We start from the raw sequence: 16,598 nt of genomic DNA, 5'->3' as shown, positions 1-16,598 counted from the left end.
GCGCCGAACGTTTTGATTGCGCAGCGTAAGTGCCTCAAAACAGATCAAGACGGGTCGAAGCCGTGCGATCCGTCGGTCCTACACTCGGCGCTATGCAGAACGTCCCCCCGGCCGCATCGGTCCGGATCGACCCCGGGGCCGCCGCGGCAAGTCTCAGCAGTTCCACCGGAGGCTCCCTCCCCTCCGGCGCCGCCTTCGCGGTCTACCGCCTCGGCCGCTCCTCGTTCCACGCCGCCGTCGTGCGCCGCATCGAGAGCAGTTTCGTCGTCGCCGCCGAGCGCACCGAGCCGATCGGCGGCGCCGAGTTCGACGGCCTCATCCTGGCGTACCTCTCGGGCCGCCATCCCGACGCCGGCGTCCGCCTCTGGTCCCGCATCGCCGACCCGGCCGAACCGGCCGACCGGCAGCTGCGCGCCCTCCTCCTGGAGAAGATCACGCAGGCGCGGGAGCAGCTCTCCGAGCGCGACTTCACCGTCATCACGCTGCCCGCAGCGGACATCAAGATGCCGCTGACGCGCGACGAGTTCGAGTCGCGCGTCGAGGAGCTGGTCGCGACGACCGCGGACGTCATGGAGGAGACCCTCGCCGAGGCCGGCGTCCACCCCGCCGAGCTCGCGGGCCTGCTGATGGCGGGCGGCGCGGCCCGCACCCCGCTCGCGGCCACGATGCTGCGCCGCCGCTTCGGTCTCGAACCCGTGCTCGCCGCCCCGCACGCGAAGGTCCTCGCCGCTGAGGCCGCTCCCGTGGCCACCCGCGAGCTGCCGTTCGTCGAGGAGCAGGAGGCTCCGAAGCGACGCGGCGGCCAGAAACGCGCGGTCGTGGTGGCCGCCGCGCTGCTGGTCGTGGTCGGCGCGGGGGCCGCGTTCGGCTCCCAGCTCGGCGACGGCGACACCGCCGACGACGACGCCGCCATCGATGAGAGCGCTTCCGCCGCAACGACTTCCGAGCCGACCACGGCCGCCTCGCCCGAGACGAGCGACACGCCCTCCGCGGAGGCCAGCACGAGCGCCTCGGCGTCGCCCACCCCTGAGGAGACCGTGCAGGACCCCGAGGACCAGGGCGCCGAGGAGGACCCGACGGAGGAGTCGCAGCCGACGACCGAGAGCGCGCCGACCGGTTCGGTGCCCGACGTGATGGGCATGTCGACCGCCGAGGCCGTGCAGGCCGTCGAGGCGGCGGGTTTCGCCGGCGTGGACCAGTCGGGGGAGGAGCGCGGCGTCTTCGACTGGTCCCACGAGGACTGCGAGATCATCGGCCAGTCGCCCGAGCCGGGCTCGACGCGGGCGCTGTCCGAGCAGGTCGCGGTGACGTTCTCGTACACCGGCGAAGCGAGCGAATGCGATGTCTAGGGACTGCTCTCACACCCCCTAGCGCTCGCCCGTGGAGTTTCCAGCACGATCGTGCTATTTTTAGGTCGTGCGCAAAGGCGAGATGACGAGGCAGGCGATCCTCGATGAAGCGGTCCGGATGGCCCGCTACTCGGGGCTCTCCGGGCTGACCATCGGATCGCTGGCCGCGGCCGCCGACATGTCGAAGTCGGGCCTGTACGCCCACTTCAAGTCGAAGGAGACGCTCCAGCTGGCCTGCATGCAGCGCAACGGCGAGCAGTTCATCGACGAGGTGATCCGGCCCGCGCTCGCGAAGCCGCGCGGGATCACCCGCCTGCAGGCCATCGTCGAGTACTGGATGCAGTGGTACTCGCACCCGGGCGGCTGCCTGTTCCTGGCCGCCGCCGCGGAGTTCGACGACCTGCCGGGCCCGCTGCACGACTTCATGGCCTCCGAGCAGCGCGAGCTGCTCGAGACCCTCGCCCGGATCGCCTCCACGGCGGTCGCCCAGGGCGAGTTCCCCGAAGACACCGACGTCTTCCAGGTGGCACAGGAGGTGTTCGGCATCCTGTTGGGCTACAACTGGATGAGCCGCATCCTGTCCTACCCCGACGCCGCCGACCGCGCGTGGACGGCGTTCAACCGACTGCTCGGCAGTCTGCAGAGTTAACCCAGGAAGGCTCGCTCATGACGTCCACTGCCTCGACCCCCGTGGTGAAGAAGAAAAGCACGACCGTTCGTGCTCCTTGGTACGTGCGCTCCGGCTTCTCCGCCGCCGAGCGCGTCGCCCCCGCGCGGGCCGCGAAGGTCCTGTGCGAGCTGTGGTTCCGGCTCCCGGCCGGCCCCGAGAAGCGCCTGCGCGGCGAGGCCCCGGCCGGCGCGCACGTCTTCGAGCTCGAATGCCTCGGCACGAACCTGTGGGGCTTCGACTGGGCCCCTGAAACCACTGGCGAGGCCCCGCTGGTCTACCTCGTGCACGGCTGGGGCGGCTCCACCGGCGACTTCAAGTTCATCGCGGCGAACCTGGTGGCCTCGGGCTACCGCGTCGTCGCCTTCGACGCGCCGAGCCATGGCAACGCCGGTCCCGGGCCCTGGGGCGAGCGTCACGCGAACGGCCTGCACCTCATCGAGGCCATGAACGTCGTCCTGGAGAAGTTCGGCACCCCCTACGGCGTGGTCGCCCACTCCATGGGCGCGCTCAGCGCCGTGCACGGGTTGCACCAGAGCGGCGTCGACACCACCGCGGTGCGGATCGCGATGCTCGCGCCGTTCATCGGCGGCCAGGAGGGCTTCCGCGACACGATCGGCGCGATCGTGCCGGTCGGCCCCCGCATCTTCGAGCGGCTCGTGCCGCTGGGGGAGGCCAAATCGGGGGTCAAGCTCGACGACTTCTCGCTGCGCGGCATCGAACTCGACGGCCCGGTGCTCATCGTCCACGACCAGGGCGACCGGCCCAACCCGTTCCGCCACGGCAAGGCCCTCGCCGACGCGTGGCCGAACGCCGAGCTCATGGCGACCACGGGCCTGGGCCACCGCAAGGTCCTCATGAACCCGGCGGTCGGCTTCCGGATCCGGAGCTTCCTCAAGGGGGAGTAGACGGTACGAGAAAAGGCCGGGTCCGATGGACCCGGCCTTTCCTGTTGCGTCTTAACCCTCGTAGTGGACCGTCAGGCGCGTCCACGCGCCGATGTTGATGTAGGTCCCGTCGGTCACCGGGAACTCCACGTTCGGCGCCAGCGGCTCGTCGGAGCCGTTGAGGAACGTGCCGTTCGAGGAGCCGACGTCCATGATCGTCCAGGAGCCGTCGGGCTTGGAGAACAGCTTCGCGTGCTGCGCGCTCACGCCCGGGTCGGCGACGTCGCCGGACAGGTCGATGTCCGGGGTGACGCCGCGCTTGGCGCTGTAGCGGCCGATCGTGAGGTCCGGCTTGTCGAGCGGGAAGCGGCGCGGCTTCGCGAACGACGGGTACTGCAGCTGCGAGGCCCCGTCAGAGGCCGCGACCTTGTTGAAGTAGCCCTGGTCGGCGGTGACGGCGACACCCCAGCGGGTGGCCGCCTGGCCGGGCGGGGCGTAGTTCGACGCGAGGTCGCTCGGCTGCGCGTCCGGCATGGAGAACCCGCCGGTCGCCGATGCGGGCGGCGCGGAGGTCGGGGCGCCGAACGGCGCGGCCGGGACGCCCGGAGGCGGTCCGGGCGGAGCCGAGGTCGGCGCGGCGCCGTACGCCTGCTGCGCGTACGGGTCCTGGCCGTAGCCCTGCTGCGGTTGCCCGTAGGGGTCCTGCTGCTGGGGCTGGCCGTACGGGTCCTGCTGGCCGTATCCGCCGGGCTGCTGACCGTAAGGGTCCTGCTGCTGCGGCTGGGCGTAAGGATCCTGCTGCCCGTAGCCCTGCTGCGGCTGCCCGTAAGGGTCCTGCTGGGGCTGGGACGGCTGGCCGTACGGGTCCTGGCCGTACCCCTGCTGGGGCTGCTGCTGGCCGTAGGGGTCCTGCTGTCCGTAACCCTGCTGAGGCTGCGCGTAAGGGTCTTGCGGCTGCGACGGCTGCCCGTAGGGGTCCTGCTGGCCGTAGCCCTGCTGCGGTTGCCCGTAGGGGTCCTGCTGCTGGGGCTGGCCGTACGGGTCCTGCTGGCCGTAACCGCCGGGCTGCTGCTGTTGCTGCCCGTAGGGGTCCTGAGGCTGCCCGTAAGGGTCGTTCGGGGCGTAGCCCTGGCCGAAGGCCGGCGACTGCGGGGGCTGGCCTTGCTGCCACGCCGGGTTGGGCGTTCCGCACTGCTCGCAGAACTGGGCTTGCGGGAAGGCCCCGCATGCGCACTGGTACCCGCCCGGCTGTGGGGCACCGCCGTAGGTCGGCTGGTAGGTCAAGGTCGTCCCCCTCCAAGCATTTGGGTGTACTCGGCCTCGCTGACGACACCAGAGGGCGCGGCGGACCCGTCACCCTGGTTCTGGACGTCCTGGCCGGCATGCTCCTGGGCATGACCGTCGGCCTGGACCGAACCGGGGGATTCGAGTTCCACCACCGCGACACTGATGTTGTCGTGCCCGCCGTTGGCGAGCGCTTGTCGTGTCAACGCTACCGCCTTGTCGCCAACGCTGCCGTCCGGCAGTGGCAGAAGGTCGTGATCGTCATTGAAATAGCGCGACAGACCATCGCTGCACACTACGACATGCCCACCGCCCAGATCCACCCGGAGGAGGTTCGGGTTGAGGGTCGGCGCGTCCGCGCCGAGCCACGCGAGCAGGGCCTTGGCGTACGGGTTCTTGTAGCGCTCGTCCGCCGGGTCGACCCCCTGGTACTCCAGGCGGGCCTGGATCGTGTCGTCCACCGTGAGGCATCTCGCCTCTTTCTCGCCGGCCCAGTACGCTCGCGAATCGCCGACCCAGCACAGGATCGCCTGGTTCCCCTCGACCACGGCCGAGACGTACGTGGAGGACGGCGGCGAGTTCGGGTACTGCTTCCCGACCGCGGCCACCGCCGAGTGGGCCGCGCCCACGCCGCGGCGCGACGCGTCCTCCGCGGTGAGCCCCTCGCCGAGCGCCGCGCGGATCTCCGTCACGGCCGCTTCCACTCCTGCGAGTGACGCGCGCTCGGAGTCCGAGGCGCCGGAGACGCCGTCGCAGACGACCGCGATCTTGCGCCCGTCGTCGGCGACCGCGATCGCGATCGAGTCCTGGTTGTAGTGGTGCCGGTGGCCCACGTCGGTCGCGGCGCCGATCCCGGGCAGCACGAACGCGATGTGGTCGTCCGAGCCGCCGGGATGGTCGGTGTTCTCCTCGACCGCGATGGAGGAACGCCAGGGGACCTCCTCGGCCGGGACCGCGAACTCCTCCAGATCGCCGCCGCAATCCTCGCAGTAGCGGCCGATGTCGGCGGGGAGACCGCAAGCGGTGCAACGCTTCGCGGCGCCCAAGGTGGATGAGGGCTGCATAGGGCTCCTTCGCTACAGCATCGTGCGGGGACGGTGTTCGTTCGCCAGGTCGAAGTAGTACACCTGGTCCTCCCTGCGGGTGCAGGCGTGGGCGAGGTCACGGTAGGTCCGCTCCAGCGCCAGGCGCAGCTCCCGCTCCTCCGGCTGCGCGCCGAACACGCGCGGCTCGTGCGCGGGCCCGGTGCGCAGCACCGTGTCCAGCGCCAGGTGGAGGATGCGGGTCGACACCAGGTGGCGGCGCCGCGGCTCGAGCTTCAGCTCGTCGAGCCGCCCGGCCATGTGGTGCAGGTCCAGCAGCGACGGCGGCGACGTGCGCGAGTGCAGCGCGGTCTGGATCGCCGCGGTCTGCGCGATCCCGTACTGCGCCGAGGTCTTCGGGACCTGGTGCAGCGTCGAGATCGCCTCCGTCGAGTTCCCCTCGAGGTCGAGCAGGCGCGCCCGGCCGTACGCGGCCGAGACGAACCGGTGGTCGCAGGTCCAGATCCGCGTGTAGTGCGGCAGGGCCAGGTCGCGTCGGCCCGCCATCTCCGCGCACGCCGCCAGCGCCAGGCGCGGGGCCAGCTCTCCGGGGAGGTGCGAGTAGACGGCGTCGAAATGCGCTGCGGCCGTGTGGAAATCGGCCGCGAGCAGCGAGATCGTGCCGCGCAGCCAGGTGACCTGCCAGGTGTTGCCCTCGCGCTGCGCGAACTGGTCGAGCGCCGCGTTGGCCTGGTGCAGGTCCCCGGCGTTGACGAGCGTCCGGACGCGCCGCAGATGCACCTCGGGGCTCTGCACGGGCGCGGCGTTGAGCTCGGCGAGGATGCCCGCGGCATCAGTGGCCTGGAGGGTCGCCATGAACGCGGCCATCGGGTCGGCGAGGTCGACCATCGGCGCGGGCAGCGCGTGCGCCACGTCGAACGGGTCGCCCACGGCGTGGATGTCGTACTCCACATCGGGCTCGCCGAACACGGCCTGCTCGCCGCTGAACAGCGTCGACGGCTCGAACCGCGGCTCGCCCTTCTGCACCGACTGCACCTCGTGCAGCACGCCGCGCACCTGGGAGCGCATCTCGTCCGCGTCCTGGAACCGCGAGCGCGGCTCGGCGTTCGTGGCGCGCAGCAGCAGCCGGTGGAACGACCCGAACTCGGCGAACGCGGGCGCTTCGGAGGCCGGGGGCAGCTTGTCGCGGTAGGTGCTGGTGAACCCCTTGAAGTCCAAGGCCAGCACGGCCATCGAGCGGCCGATCGTGTACAGGTCCGAGGTCACCGACGGCCCCACGGAGAGGATCTCGTCGTTCGGCACCGAGTACCCGGGCGTGCCGTAGATCGCCGACTCCATGTCGTCGACGTGGCGCACCGCGCCGAGGTCGATGAGCTTGAGCCAGGTCTCGACGTGGATCATGTTGTCCGGCTTGAAGTCGCAGAACAGCAGGCCCCGGTCGTGCAGGTAGCTGAACGCGGGCAGCAGTTCGGCGGTGTAGGTGAGCACCTGCTCCAGCGGCAGCGGCTTGCGCTCGCCGTTCTCGTCGACCGCGTCCCTGATGTCCCGCAAGGACTTCCCTGCCAGGTACTCCATGACGATGTACGACTGGAGCTGGCCCGAGCGCGGGTCGGCGGCGGTCACGAAGTCGTGGATGTCGACCACGTTGGGGTGGTCGATGCCGACGAGGAAGCGCCGCTCGTTGATCGCGGCCTCGATCGCGTCCTCGTCCGAGGTGTTGATGAGGCCCTTGATGACGACCCAGCGCTGCGTCAGGTCGTCGGCGAAGTTCTTGTCGTTGGCGAGGTAGATCCAGCCGAGGCCGCCGTGGGCGATGGCGCCGAGCACCTCGTAGCGCTCGGAGAGGACGTCACCAGGACTGAGCGCGGGCGTGAACCAGTACCGGGTGCGGCAGTGCGCGCAGTAGCCCTCGACGCGGCCCGCGCGCCCGGCCTGGGGCCGGCCGACGGGCTTGCCGCACGAGGAGCAGAACCGCTTGTGCTCGGGCACCTGCGGGTGCTCCATGACCGCTTCGGCGGGGTCGCGGGGCGGCACGGGCGGCATGTCGGAGAGGCCGCCGCGCTGGCGGGCGCTGGTGGTCGTGGAGCGCGTGACGGGGCCGGTGATCGGCTGCGGCAGTGGCGCGGCGGGGGCCCGGTACGGGGCCGGGGGCGGCGAGTGCAGGGCGCCGGCGGGCGCGAGGCCCAGCGTGCCCGGCTGCGGCAGCGGCGGTGAGACCGGTGGCGCGGAAGGCGAGTGGACCGGCGGCGCCGAGTTCGGCGCGATGGGCGCGGCGCTGTGCTGCGGCGGGAACGCGTTGGTCCCGGGCGGGCCGGGGGGCGTGGGCGCGAAGCCCGGCTGCGGCGGCACTGCGGGCGGCGTGTTGAGCCGCTTGCGGATGCTGACGGTGTCGGTGGCCTCGCCTTCGGGCTGGTGTGCGCCCGGGAGGTACCGCTGGGTGTGCTCTGGAGGCGGCTGCTGGTCGCTCATGGCGCTCCCTTAATCCCGGTACTGGGGGGTCGGCGGCACGCCCGGGACGCCCAGCGGCCCTTCGAGCCACTTGTTGTAGGCGGTCTGCCAGGTGCCGTTCGCGATGATCTGGGCGAGGGCGCCGTTGACGTAGCGGGCGAGGTCGGTGTTGCCCTTCTGGAAGGCCATCCCGTAGGGCTCCTGGGAGAATGCCTCGCCCACGACCTCGAGGGTCGGGTCCTGGGCGGCCATGCCCGCGAGGATCGTGTCGTCGCTGGTGATGGCGTCGACGGTGCCCTGCTGGAGCAGGACGAGGCAGTCGTTGAAGTCCGGGACGGTGACGGCCTGGGCCGCGGACTGCTCGGCGATGGTGCGCACGGAGGTGGAGCCGTCGCCGGTGCACACGCGGTGGTCGTCGGCGAGGTCGGCGAGGCCCGTGATGCCCGAGGCGGTCGGCACGAGGAGGCGCTGGCCGGCGTGGAAGTACTCGGCGGAGAACTCGACGTTGGCCCAGCGCTTGCAGTTCATGGTCATGGTGCGCACGACCATGTCGACCCGGTCGCTGTTGACGGCCTCTTCGCGCTCGCCGGAGGTCATGGGGACCCAGCGGATGGTCGCGTCGGGGCCGAGGATCGAGTGGGCGATCGCGGTGGCGATGTCGATGTCGAACCCGGCGGGGGTGTTCGTCTCGGGGTCGATGTAGCCCATGAGGTTCGTGGACTGGCTGACGCCGATGGTGATCTGGTCCTGGTTGTCGAGGCCGGCGATCGCCTGCTCGACCGAGGTCGTGCCGGGGTTGTAGGACGCGAGCGGCGTGCAGCTCTCGTCGACCGGTTCGGTCTCGATCTCGGGGGAGAAGTCGATCCCCGAGGGCAGGGGCGTGGGGACGTCGACCTGCGGCGGCCCCATGTCGGCCGGCTGCGAGCAGGCGGCGAGGACGAGGCAGGCGGCGGCTGCGGCCGCGAGCCGGAGCTGGTTTCGGATCATGCGTAGTACTCCGCCACTCGAAGCTGGATGCCGACCGCGGCGCTGATGAGCGCGCCGAGCGCCAGGGCCGCGAGCCCGGCCGCGGCGCCCGAGAGGGACCTCTGGGCGTCGTTGGTGGCCTCGGCGAAGCGTTCGGCGCTGACGTCGGTCGCTTCGGTCAATGCGTTGTTGAGGGTCGTGAAGGACGTCCACAGGCTGGGGGCGTCCTCACCGCCGCCTTCGCCGACGACGAGCACCACTGCGTCGGTGTACTGGCCGCTCTGGGCGAGTTTGACGACCTCGTCGTGCCCGGCCCGCCAGGTCTCGGCCGCCTCGCGGGCGGTGTCGATGTTCGCAGAGAGCTCGGCGTCGTCCGCGAACGCCTCGTCGAGGCGGTCGAGCAGCTTGCCGGGGTCGGTGAGGGCCTTGAAGTGCTCTTCGAAGCGGTCGGCGGCGGCCTGGTCCTCGCCGCGCGCGATGAGCAGGAGGGACTCCTCCGCGCGCGCCTGCTGGGCGGTGATCTCGGCTTCGGCGAGCAGCTCGAGCGGCGCGGAACCGTCCTCATGGGACGTGTTGGTGTGGCTCGCCGACGCCAGCGAGGCCGTCGCGAGCCAGCCGGCGAACCCGACGAGCAGCACGGTGCTGCCGACGAGCCCGAGGTTGAACACGCGGTTCGTCTTGCGCGAGAGCCACATCTGGGCCCACACGAGCGTGCCGAGCGCGGCGACGGCCAGTCCGGCGGCGACCCACGGGAATGCCGCGGCCTCCGCGCGCGAGTCGTTCAGCTGCCCGAGCGAGTTCTCCTGGAGGTCGTGCGCCTTCGGCAGCATCTCCTCGCGCATGAGCGTGGAGGCCTGCTCCTGGTAGGTCGCGCCGACGGGCTCGCCGAGGCGGTTGAAGGTCCGCGCGGTCTCCACCAGCCCGGTGTAGACCGGCATGCGGGCGTTGAGCTCGGCGACCAGCGCGGTGTCAGCGGGGGTCTTCACTTCCCCTGCGGCCGTGGCGAGGGCGACGGTGGCGTCGCGCATCGCCTCGCGGTAGGTCTCGTTCATCTCGTCCGAGGGCGTGCCCGCCGTCAGGTACGAGGACGCGGCGGTCGCGTCGGCCTGCGAGAGCGCCTGGTACAGCGACAGGGCGGCCACGGAGAGCCGCCCGGACTGGCTGGTGGTCTCCTCGATGACGGCCGACTTCGCGATGATCGCGGTCATGCCGGTGATCCCGGCGCCGAGGATGAGCGCCGCGACCAGGACGAGCACACCGCGCAGCTGCCCGGGCGTGAACCGCAGCGCGGCCAGCACGCGGTCGAACCGTCGCTGCCCGGTTGCAGCAGGTGCGCTGGGCGCCTGTGTCGGAGCGGGAGGGGACTGGACGGACAACTACTGCACCTCACTTGATCGGCGACCCGCGGGCCTCTGGAATCGTTCGCCGCGCGCACGTCTGACGTGGCTGGAGTGTCGGGGGACTCCCACATGGTATCGGCCCTCGGCAAGGACCGGTGACTACCGCCTCGTGGCGTCCGGGTCGCGTCGTGCAGCGGTACGGTGAGACCGTGCCGAACCACGCCGATCAATCCACAGAGGACGACGCCCGCTGGATGGCGCGCGCCGTCGATCTGGCCGAACGCTGCCCGCCGTCCACCACCGCCTTCAGCGTCGGCGCCGTGATCGTCGCAGACGGCCGCGCCGTCGGCGAAGGATACTCGCGTGCCGAGGAGCCGAACGACCACGCCGAGGAGGTCGCCCTCCGCCACGCCGGCGCCGCCGCGCGCGGCGCGACCGCCTACTCCTCCATGGAGCCGTGCGGGCACCGCGCCTCACGCCCCGACCCCTGCGCCCGCCTGCTGCTCGATGCGGGCGTCACCCGCGTCGTGTACGCGCTCGGCGAGCCGCTCAACTTCGTCGACGCGCCCGGCGGCGACGCGATTTTGCGGGAGAACGGCGTGGTTGTCGCCGTGATGACCGAATTCGCGGACGCGGCCGAACGCCCCAACGCGCACCTCCGTTAATCTGGGGCCATGAGGCCATTGATCGGCGCCGAGGCGGCCGCTGAACTGCACGGATCGGTCCGGCTCGACGTCCGCTGGACGCTCGGGGGACCCTCGAGGGACGCCGACTACGCCGAAGGGCACCTGCCCGGCGCGGTCCGGCTCGACTTCGACCGGGACGTGTGCGGCCCCGTCGAGACCCTCGGCGGACGCCACCCGCTCCCCGAACCCGAAGCGCTGCAAGCGGTCCTGCGCGCCGCCGGCATCGACGACGACTCACATGTGCTCGTCTACGACGACGGCGACGGCCCCTTCGGCGACGCGGGCGAGCCGTCAATTAGCTTGGCCGCCGCCCGTACTTGGTGGACCCTCCGCTGGGCCGGGATCGAGCAGGTCCAGGTCCTCCAAGGCGGCATCAAGGCCTGGACCGGTGCCGGACTCCCGCTCGAGGCGCAGACCGCGGACCCCAAGCCCGGCAACGTCCACGTCAGCCCCGGGCACCTCCCCGTGCTCGACGCCGAGTCCGCCGCCGAATGGGCCGAGACCCGCGAACTGGTCGACGTGCGCGCCCCCGAGCGCTACCGCGGCGAGACGGAACCGATCGACCCCGTCGCCGGCCACGTGCCCGGCGCCATCAACCTCTTCCTCGGCGAGGACGACCTCGCGGACACCGACCGGCTGCGCGAACGCTATGCGTCCCACCCGGAAGCGGCCTACTACTGCGGCTCCGGCGTCGGCGCGGCGCGCACCGCGCTCGCCGTCACCGCCGCGGGCCTGCCCACACCGCCGGTGTACATCGGCTCCTGGAGCGACTGGGTCTCGCGCGGCGGCGCCGTGGCGACCGCGCTAGACGACGGCGCGCAAACGTCGCCACTGGAGCCGATCGACGGCTCGCAAGCATCGCCACAGCAGCCAATCGACGGCTCGCAAGCATCGCCACAGCAGCCAATTATCGGCTCGCAAGCGTCGCCGAAGGGGGAGACCCGATGAAGCGCGCGCTGATCGCGATCCCCGCCGCGTTCCTCATGGCGCTGGCCGCCTGCAGTGACGACGACTCGCCCTCGGGCGAGGAGCCGGAGGGCTCCGCCGCGAACTCGTCGACCGAGGCGTCGGCCCCGCCCGAGCCGGTCGAGCTCGACCTGGCCGACGCCGCGGGCGCGTGCCCGCTCATCGACTCCGCGACCTTGAACTCCGTGACGGGCGAGGACTTCCGCTTCGCCTCGGGCGGGCCCGGCGAGGCCGCCGAGGGCGAGGAGGCGCCGGCCCAGCTCACCTGCGCCGTCCAGACCGGCGAGGCCGCCTACCCGGACCTGACGCTGTTCGTGATCGGCACCGAGGCCAAGGTCGAGGTCTACGAGGAGGAGCTCGCCGACGGCACCGAGGCGATCGACGGGCTCGGCGAGGCCGCCTACTGGATCGTCCACACCGAGGACACCGGCGCGGGACCGGCCCTGGAGATGGGCTGGTACGAGGGCGGCACGATCTTCGAGATGCGGTACACCACACCGGTGGACACGGACCCGGCCGTGGTGAACGAGCTCGTCGGGGGCTTCACCGAACTCGCCAAGGGCATCGCCGCCGCGCAGGCCGAGGCCGGCTAGCGCCGCAGACGCAGAAAAGGCCGCCCGGAACGATCCGGGCGGCCTTCTCCTTGCGCCGCATAGTGAGCGCCCCCCTCGCCGGGGGAGCGAGGAGGGCGCTCAGGTGGGGGGGGCGGTTGTCGGGCGCAGCGGTTTCCGAAAACCAGCCCGTGTGGGATGAATTGGAAACGTTTGCAACGCTTTGCTCAGACTACTCCCCGGTAGTACCGGGGTCAAGACACGAAAGCGTGGACTTCCAAGGCGCGCAAGCGTCTCGAAGGTGAACTACTCGGCGGGAGTGGCGAAGATCTTCGCCGCGTCGTCGGTCGAGAGCCGGATCGTGTCCGAACCGGTGGTCACCGCGACCTCGCCGTCGAGGCGGTCGATCGCGACCTCGGCACCGGGGTCGACGCCGGCCTCGTGCAGGGAGGCCAGGAGCTCGGGGTGGGTCTGGGCCGATTCGCACAGGCGCGTCACGCGCACCTTGGAACCGGGGGAGACGACGCTCAGCGGGCGCTCGTCGGCCTCGCGGCCTTCGGCCACGGCCGAGGCGTCGAGCTCCGAGAGCCCGGGGATCGCGTTGCCGTAAGGCGAGCGGGTGGGGTGCTCGAGCAGCTCGTAGACGCGCTTCTCCACCGAGTCGCTCATGACGTGCTCCCACTTGCAGGCCTCGTCATGGGCCTCCACGTAGGACATGCCGATGACGTCGACCAGGAGGCGCTCGGCGAGCCGGTGCTTGCGCATCACCGCGACCGCCTGCCGGCGGCCCTCCTCGGTGAGCTCCAGGTGGCGGTCGCTCTTGACGTTGAGCAGGCCGTGGCGCTGCATCCGGCCCACGGTCTGCGAGACCGTCGGGCCGCTCTGCTCCAGGCGCTCGGCGATCCGGGCGCGCAGCGCCGGAACGCCCTCCTCCTCGAGTTCGAGGATCGTGCGCAGGTACATCTCAGTGGTGTCGACGAGGTCCGTGGTCACAGCTTCGTTCCTTCACTTTGTCCGCCCGCAGGGCACCGAGCGGGGTGGGTCGAGTAGCCGCCAGACCCCCTGTCACCACCAATGGTATACGTCGTGAAGGACGCTCCGCCCATCAGCCATCCGGACGTACGGGGCGCTCACACCCCAAAGCGGTACGGAGGACAGGGCCGTGAAGGTCGATCACGCCACATACTCGGCGAGGCGCCCGGCGTAGTCGGGCTGGCGCAGGCGGTGCAGCGCGTTCTTCTCGATCTGGCGGACCCGCTCGCGCGAGAGCCCGAAGTCCGCGGAGACCTCTTCGAGGGTGCGCTGACGGCCGTCGTCAATGCCGAAACGCAGGCGCAGGACGGTTTGTTCCCGTTCGGGCAGCGAGGCCAGCACGTTCGCGATGTGGCGGCGCAGCAGCGCGTATGACACGGCGTCGTCGCTGCCGTGCTCGCGGGGGAGGTGCGCGACGAGGTCGCCCAGCGCGGTCGAGTCGTCCTCGCCCACGGTCTGGTCCAGGCTCACCGGCTCGCGGTCGTAGGACATGAGCTCGAGGACCTTGCCGGGGGTGACGTCGAGCTCCGCGGCGATCTCCTCGTAGCGGGGCTCGCGGCCCAGTTCGACCATGAGGTCCTGACGGACCCGGTTCATCCGCTTGATCTGGTCCACGGTGTGCGCGGGGACGCGGATCGTGCGGGACTGGTCGGTGACGGCGCGGTTGATGGCCTGCCGGATCCACCAGGTGGCGTACGTGGAGAACTTGTACCCCTTCTGGTAGTCGAACTTCTCGACGGCGCGGATGAGGCCGAGGTTGCCCTCCTGGATGAGGTCGAGCAGGCTCAGCCCGGCGCCGGAGTAGCGCTTGGCGACGGAGACCACGAGGCGCAGGTTCGACTCGAGCATGCGCTGCTTGGCCGCGCGGCCCTCGGCCGCGATGCGGGCCAGGTCCGAGCGGAAGTCGGGGTCGGTGACCTCGCTGATGCGGCACTCGGCCATGAGGCCGGCCTCGATGGCCTTGGCGCACTCGACCTCCTCGGAGGCGGTGAGCAGCCGGTGCTTGCCGATGCCGTTCAGATAGGCGCGAACGGGGTCGCCGGAGTATTCGGTCGCGCGCTGCGCCGGTCGCCTCGCCGGACGCTGGCGGATGCTGTCGACAGGTGCCATCGAATTCGCCTTTCGCTGCAGACCCTCGGCGCGTGGGTTGATCCGCGCCATACCCGGTGGGCACCGGGCTTCGGAGTACCAGCTTGCAGCGGATTTCGACGTTTCAGATCCCCCAGGGCGAAGGGTGGCACGAACCCGGGAGACACGATCAGATTTTCGGTTTGGGGGCTTCCCACCGATACTTGATGGCCACCAGCCGTACAACGAAGATGACCGCGATGGCCGTCAGCGCGAGCGTCCAGTGCCCGATCATCGACTCCCAGCGGGCCCCGACCGCCACGATCACCGCGCCGATCGCCGCGGCCATCGCGTAGAAGTCCTCGCGGAGCACCGCCGGGATCTCCTGGCTGAGGACGTCCCGCAGGATGCCCCCGCCGATTCCGGAGAGTACTCCGACGATGCAAGCCGCGTAGACGGCGAAACCGAAATCGAGCCCCTTCTGGGTCCCGACCACGGTGAACAGGGCCAGCCCGGCGGCGTCGAGCACCAGCATCGTGGTGCGCATGCGCGAGAGCGCCGGGTGGAACCAGAACACGAAGAGGGAGGCGACGAGGGCCACGAGGGGGTAGCGCCAGTCGGTGAGCAGCAGCGGCTTCGCGTCGATGAGCACGTCGCGGAGCGCGCCGCCGCCGAGGGCGCAGAGCACGCCGATGACGACCACGCCGAACAGGTCCAGCCGCTTGCCGACCGCGGCGCTCGCGCCGGAGGCGGCGAAGACCGCGGTGCCGACGAGCTCGGCGACCAGCATCAGCGAGGTCGGGTCGAATTCACTAGGCTCCACCCGTGCGTTATAGCAGGCAGGGCCCGGTCACACCGCGGATCTCCGCAAAGGTGAGAGGCGCGCTGCAGCCTCAGCCCTTCATCTTCGCGTAGATGTCCTTGCAGTTCTGGCAGACCGGGAAGCGATCGGGGTCGCGGGTGGGGACCCACATCTTCCCGCACAGGGCCTTCACCGGGATGCCGTCGACCATCGCGGCCATGAGCTTGTCCTTCGGCACGTAGTGCGAGAAGCGCTCGTCGTCGCCGTCCTCGAACACGTAGTTCGGGTTGGTCTTCGTCTGCTCTTCGAGCAGGGTTGAACCGGCTCCGTTCGAGCCGGAACCGCCGACTCCGCCGTCGGAGCCTCCGGTGGTGGGAAGTTCGCTCACTGCAACTCACTCCTCATTAGCGCGCAAGATCCCGTCAATCTTGCTCTACGAATCTACGACCCGCAAACTTCGCGGAGGGTGTCCGGGGCGATTATTCCGAATCGATCATGCGGTGCTCGGGCGCTTCGACGGTGGGCGCCCGCCGCTGGTGCCGCGTGAACACGCCCGGCTTGCGCACGAGGCGGTCGTTCGCCAGCAGGACCGCCAGCCAGGGCAGCACTGCCATCCCGACCACGCCGATCGCCAGCCAGAGCCACAGCAGCGGCGCCTCGGCCATCACCAGGATGCCGAGCACGATCACCAGCACCGCCCTGATCGACATCATCACGACGTACCGGATCGTGCGGTACCGCCGCTCCTCTTCGAGGGACATCGACGCATCCGTGATGCTGGTCGCCTTCTCACGCCTTGCCACCCTTCGAGCCTACGCCTGGCCGGTGCGGCAGGATCTGGGGCATGAAAGCAGTCGTGCAGACCGTCAGCGAAGCGGAAGTCACGGTCGACGGGGCGAGCGTCGGCTCGATCGGCGAAGGCCTCCTCGTCCTCCTCGGCGTCACCCACACGGATGGTCCCGCCGAAGTCGCGTGGATCGCCGAGAAGATCTGGAGCCTGCGGATCTTGCCGGACGAACTGTCGGCATCCGATGTGGACGCCCCGATCCTGCTGGTCAGCCAGTTCACCCTGTACGCCGACACGCGCAAGGGTCGGCGCCCCTCCTGGAACGGCGCCGCGCCCGGGCCCGTCGCCGAGCCCCTGGTCGAGGCCGTCGCCGCCCACCTCCGCGGCCTCGGCGCCCATGTCGAGACCGGCGTGTTCGGCGCGATGATGCTCGTGCGCAGCGTCAACGTCGGCCCCAATACGATCCTGCTCGAGCGCTGATCGCGCGACGCGGTCACCGTGGCCCTGTCGATTCGCGGCCTGTAAGCGGGCATCGTGACCGAGCCATTGCGCGGCTCGCGGGAGGGCGCCGTGACTTTGCCAATTCGCGGTCGGCAAGCGGGCACCGTGACATTGCTAATTTACGGCTGGCAAGCGGGCGCCGTGACATTGCTAATTTACGGCTGGCAAGCGGGCACCGTGACTTACCTCGCGGCCTAAAATCAACCGGTCCGCCATCGTCC

General features: G+C 70.7%; 17 protein-coding genes. 7 read left to right on the top strand and 10 right to left on the bottom strand.

The features are described 5' to 3' along the window. Positions 1 to 92: 92 nt before the first annotated feature. From O2L52_RS11625 to O2L52_RS11615, 3 genes are all read left to right on the top strand, one after another. Positions 93 to 1,349, top strand: a complete 1,257-nt coding sequence (locus tag O2L52_RS11625; protein WP_270115590.1) for an Hsp70 family protein — start codon at positions 93 to 95, stop codon at positions 1,347 to 1,349. A 67-nt stretch (positions 1,350 to 1,416) separates the two neighbouring features. Further along, positions 1,417 to 1,998: a TetR/AcrR family transcriptional regulator gene (locus O2L52_RS11620; protein ID WP_270115589.1), complete on the top strand. Its 582-nt coding sequence runs from the start codon at positions 1,417 to 1,419 to the stop codon at positions 1,996 to 1,998. 17 nt (positions 1,999 to 2,015) lie between these two features. Then, entirely contained in the window at positions 2,016 to 2,924 is a 909-nt protein-coding gene (locus tag O2L52_RS11615) for an alpha/beta hydrolase (RefSeq protein WP_270115588.1), read from the top strand. Positions 2,925 to 2,975: 51 nt separating this feature from the next. On the opposite strand, the gene O2L52_RS11610 is transcribed toward O2L52_RS11615, so the two are convergent. Genes O2L52_RS11610 through O2L52_RS11590 form a run of 5 tightly spaced genes read right to left on the bottom strand, consistent with a single transcriptional unit; the run spans position 2,976 to position 9,942 of the window. Beyond that, positions 2,976 to 4,187 (bottom strand): FHA domain-containing protein, encoded by a 1,212-nt coding sequence (locus O2L52_RS11610; RefSeq protein ID WP_270115587.1) that lies wholly within the window; start codon positions 4,185 to 4,187, stop codon positions 2,976 to 2,978. Next, positions 4,184 to 5,251 (bottom strand): PP2C family protein-serine/threonine phosphatase, encoded by a 1,068-nt coding sequence (locus tag O2L52_RS11605; RefSeq protein ID WP_270115586.1) that lies wholly within the window; start codon positions 5,249 to 5,251, stop codon positions 4,184 to 4,186. Before O2L52_RS11605 ends, O2L52_RS11610 begins: the two co-directional genes overlap by 4 nt. 12 nt (positions 5,252 to 5,263) lie before the next feature. Then, positions 5,264 to 7,699, bottom strand: a complete 2,436-nt coding sequence (locus O2L52_RS11600; protein ID WP_270115585.1) for a serine/threonine-protein kinase — start codon at positions 7,697 to 7,699, stop codon at positions 5,264 to 5,266. Positions 7,700 to 7,708: 9 nt separating this feature from the next. Beyond that, positions 7,709 to 8,665: a glutamate ABC transporter substrate-binding protein gene (locus O2L52_RS11595; RefSeq protein WP_270115583.1), complete on the bottom strand. Its 957-nt coding sequence runs from the start codon at positions 8,663 to 8,665 to the stop codon at positions 7,709 to 7,711. Then, positions 8,662 to 9,942, bottom strand: a complete 1,281-nt coding sequence (locus tag O2L52_RS11590) for an MCP four helix bundle domain-containing protein (protein ID WP_270115581.1) — start codon at positions 9,940 to 9,942, stop codon at positions 8,662 to 8,664. Before O2L52_RS11590 ends, O2L52_RS11595 begins: the two co-directional genes overlap by 4 nt. 197 nt (positions 9,943 to 10,139) lie before the next feature. Here O2L52_RS11590 and O2L52_RS11585 point away from each other — a divergent pair, with 197 nt between their 5' ends. From O2L52_RS11585 to O2L52_RS11575, 3 genes are read left to right on the top strand one after another with little or no spacing between them, the layout of a single operon-like run. Further along, on the top strand, positions 10,140 to 10,649 hold the full coding sequence (locus O2L52_RS11585) for a deaminase (RefSeq protein WP_270115579.1): 510 nt from the start codon (positions 10,140 to 10,142) through the stop codon (positions 10,647 to 10,649). Between the two features lie 9 nt (positions 10,650 to 10,658). After that, on the top strand, positions 10,659 to 11,618 hold the full coding sequence (locus O2L52_RS11580; protein WP_270115577.1) for a sulfurtransferase: 960 nt from the start codon (positions 10,659 to 10,661) through the stop codon (positions 11,616 to 11,618). Continuing rightward, on the top strand, positions 11,615 to 12,229 hold the full coding sequence (locus O2L52_RS11575) for a hypothetical protein (protein ID WP_270115576.1): 615 nt from the start codon (positions 11,615 to 11,617) through the stop codon (positions 12,227 to 12,229). Before O2L52_RS11580 ends, O2L52_RS11575 begins: the two co-directional genes overlap by 4 nt. Before the next feature lie 264 nt (positions 12,230 to 12,493). Here O2L52_RS11575 and O2L52_RS11570 read toward each other — a convergent pair whose 3' ends face one another. From O2L52_RS11570 to O2L52_RS11550, 5 genes are all read right to left on the bottom strand, one after another. Continuing rightward, positions 12,494 to 13,180, bottom strand: a complete 687-nt coding sequence (locus O2L52_RS11570; RefSeq protein ID WP_270115575.1) for a metal-dependent transcriptional regulator — start codon at positions 13,178 to 13,180, stop codon at positions 12,494 to 12,496. 180 nt (positions 13,181 to 13,360) lie between these two features. Beyond that, a complete protein-coding gene (locus O2L52_RS11565) occupies positions 13,361 to 14,329 on the bottom strand; it encodes a sigma-70 family RNA polymerase sigma factor (RefSeq protein ID WP_270115574.1) in 969 nt (322 codons plus the stop codon). 148 nt (positions 14,330 to 14,477) lie between these two features. Further along, positions 14,478 to 15,110: a trimeric intracellular cation channel family protein gene (locus tag O2L52_RS11560; RefSeq protein ID WP_270115573.1), complete on the bottom strand. Its 633-nt coding sequence runs from the start codon at positions 15,108 to 15,110 to the stop codon at positions 14,478 to 14,480. Between the two features lie 70 nt (positions 15,111 to 15,180). Then, on the bottom strand, positions 15,181 to 15,402 hold the full coding sequence (locus tag O2L52_RS11555; RefSeq protein ID WP_344471299.1) for a DUF3039 domain-containing protein: 222 nt from the start codon (positions 15,400 to 15,402) through the stop codon (positions 15,181 to 15,183). A 166-nt stretch (positions 15,403 to 15,568) separates the two neighbouring features. Continuing rightward, positions 15,569 to 15,892 carry a DUF3099 domain-containing protein gene (locus O2L52_RS11550; RefSeq protein ID WP_270115571.1) on the bottom strand — a complete coding sequence of 108 codons (324 nt, stop codon included), beginning with the start codon at positions 15,890 to 15,892 and terminating at the stop codon, positions 15,569 to 15,571. 41 nt (positions 15,893 to 15,933) lie between these two features. On the opposite strand from O2L52_RS11550, the gene dtd reads away from it, so the two are divergent. Then, positions 15,934 to 16,356: a D-aminoacyl-tRNA deacylase gene (gene dtd / locus O2L52_RS11545; RefSeq protein ID WP_270115570.1), complete on the top strand. Its 423-nt coding sequence runs from the start codon at positions 15,934 to 15,936 to the stop codon at positions 16,354 to 16,356. The last annotated feature ends 242 nt before the right edge of the window (positions 16,357 to 16,598 follow it).

The sequence above is a fragment of the Glycomyces algeriensis genome, from assembly GCF_027622855.1.
Classification (GTDB): domain Bacteria; phylum Actinomycetota; class Actinomycetes; order Mycobacteriales; family Micromonosporaceae; genus Glycomyces; species Glycomyces algeriensis.
Note: the sequence above shows the minus strand (reverse complement) of the source record. Positions and strands in the feature narration are given on the sequence as shown.

What these genes read in the sequence shown, in the direction of transcription:
- dtd (WP_270115570.1), top strand. Translation starts at nt 15,934, where the DNA reads ATGAAAGCAGTCGTGCAGACCGTCAGCGAAGCGGAAGTCACGGTCGAC.
- O2L52_RS11595 (WP_270115583.1), bottom strand. Translation starts at nt 8,665, where the DNA reads ATGATCCGAAACCAGCTCCGGCTCGCGGCCGCAGCCGCCGCCTGCCTC.
- O2L52_RS11605 (WP_270115586.1), bottom strand. Translation starts at nt 5,251, where the DNA reads ATGCAGCCCTCATCCACCTTGGGCGCCGCGAAGCGTTGCACCGCTTGC.
- O2L52_RS11580 (WP_270115577.1), top strand. Translation starts at nt 10,659, where the DNA reads ATGAGGCCATTGATCGGCGCCGAGGCGGCCGCTGAACTGCACGGATCG.
- O2L52_RS11600 (WP_270115585.1), bottom strand. Translation starts at nt 7,699, where the DNA reads ATGAGCGACCAGCAGCCGCCTCCAGAGCACACCCAGCGGTACCTCCCG.
- O2L52_RS11565 (WP_270115574.1), bottom strand. Translation starts at nt 14,329, where the DNA reads ATGGCACCTGTCGACAGCATCCGCCAGCGTCCGGCGAGGCGACCGGCG.
- O2L52_RS11625 (WP_270115590.1), top strand. Translation starts at nt 93, where the DNA reads ATGCAGAACGTCCCCCCGGCCGCATCGGTCCGGATCGACCCCGGGGCC.
- O2L52_RS11575 (WP_270115576.1), top strand. Translation starts at nt 11,615, where the DNA reads ATGAAGCGCGCGCTGATCGCGATCCCCGCCGCGTTCCTCATGGCGCTG.
- O2L52_RS11615 (WP_270115588.1), top strand. Translation starts at nt 2,016, where the DNA reads ATGACGTCCACTGCCTCGACCCCCGTGGTGAAGAAGAAAAGCACGACC.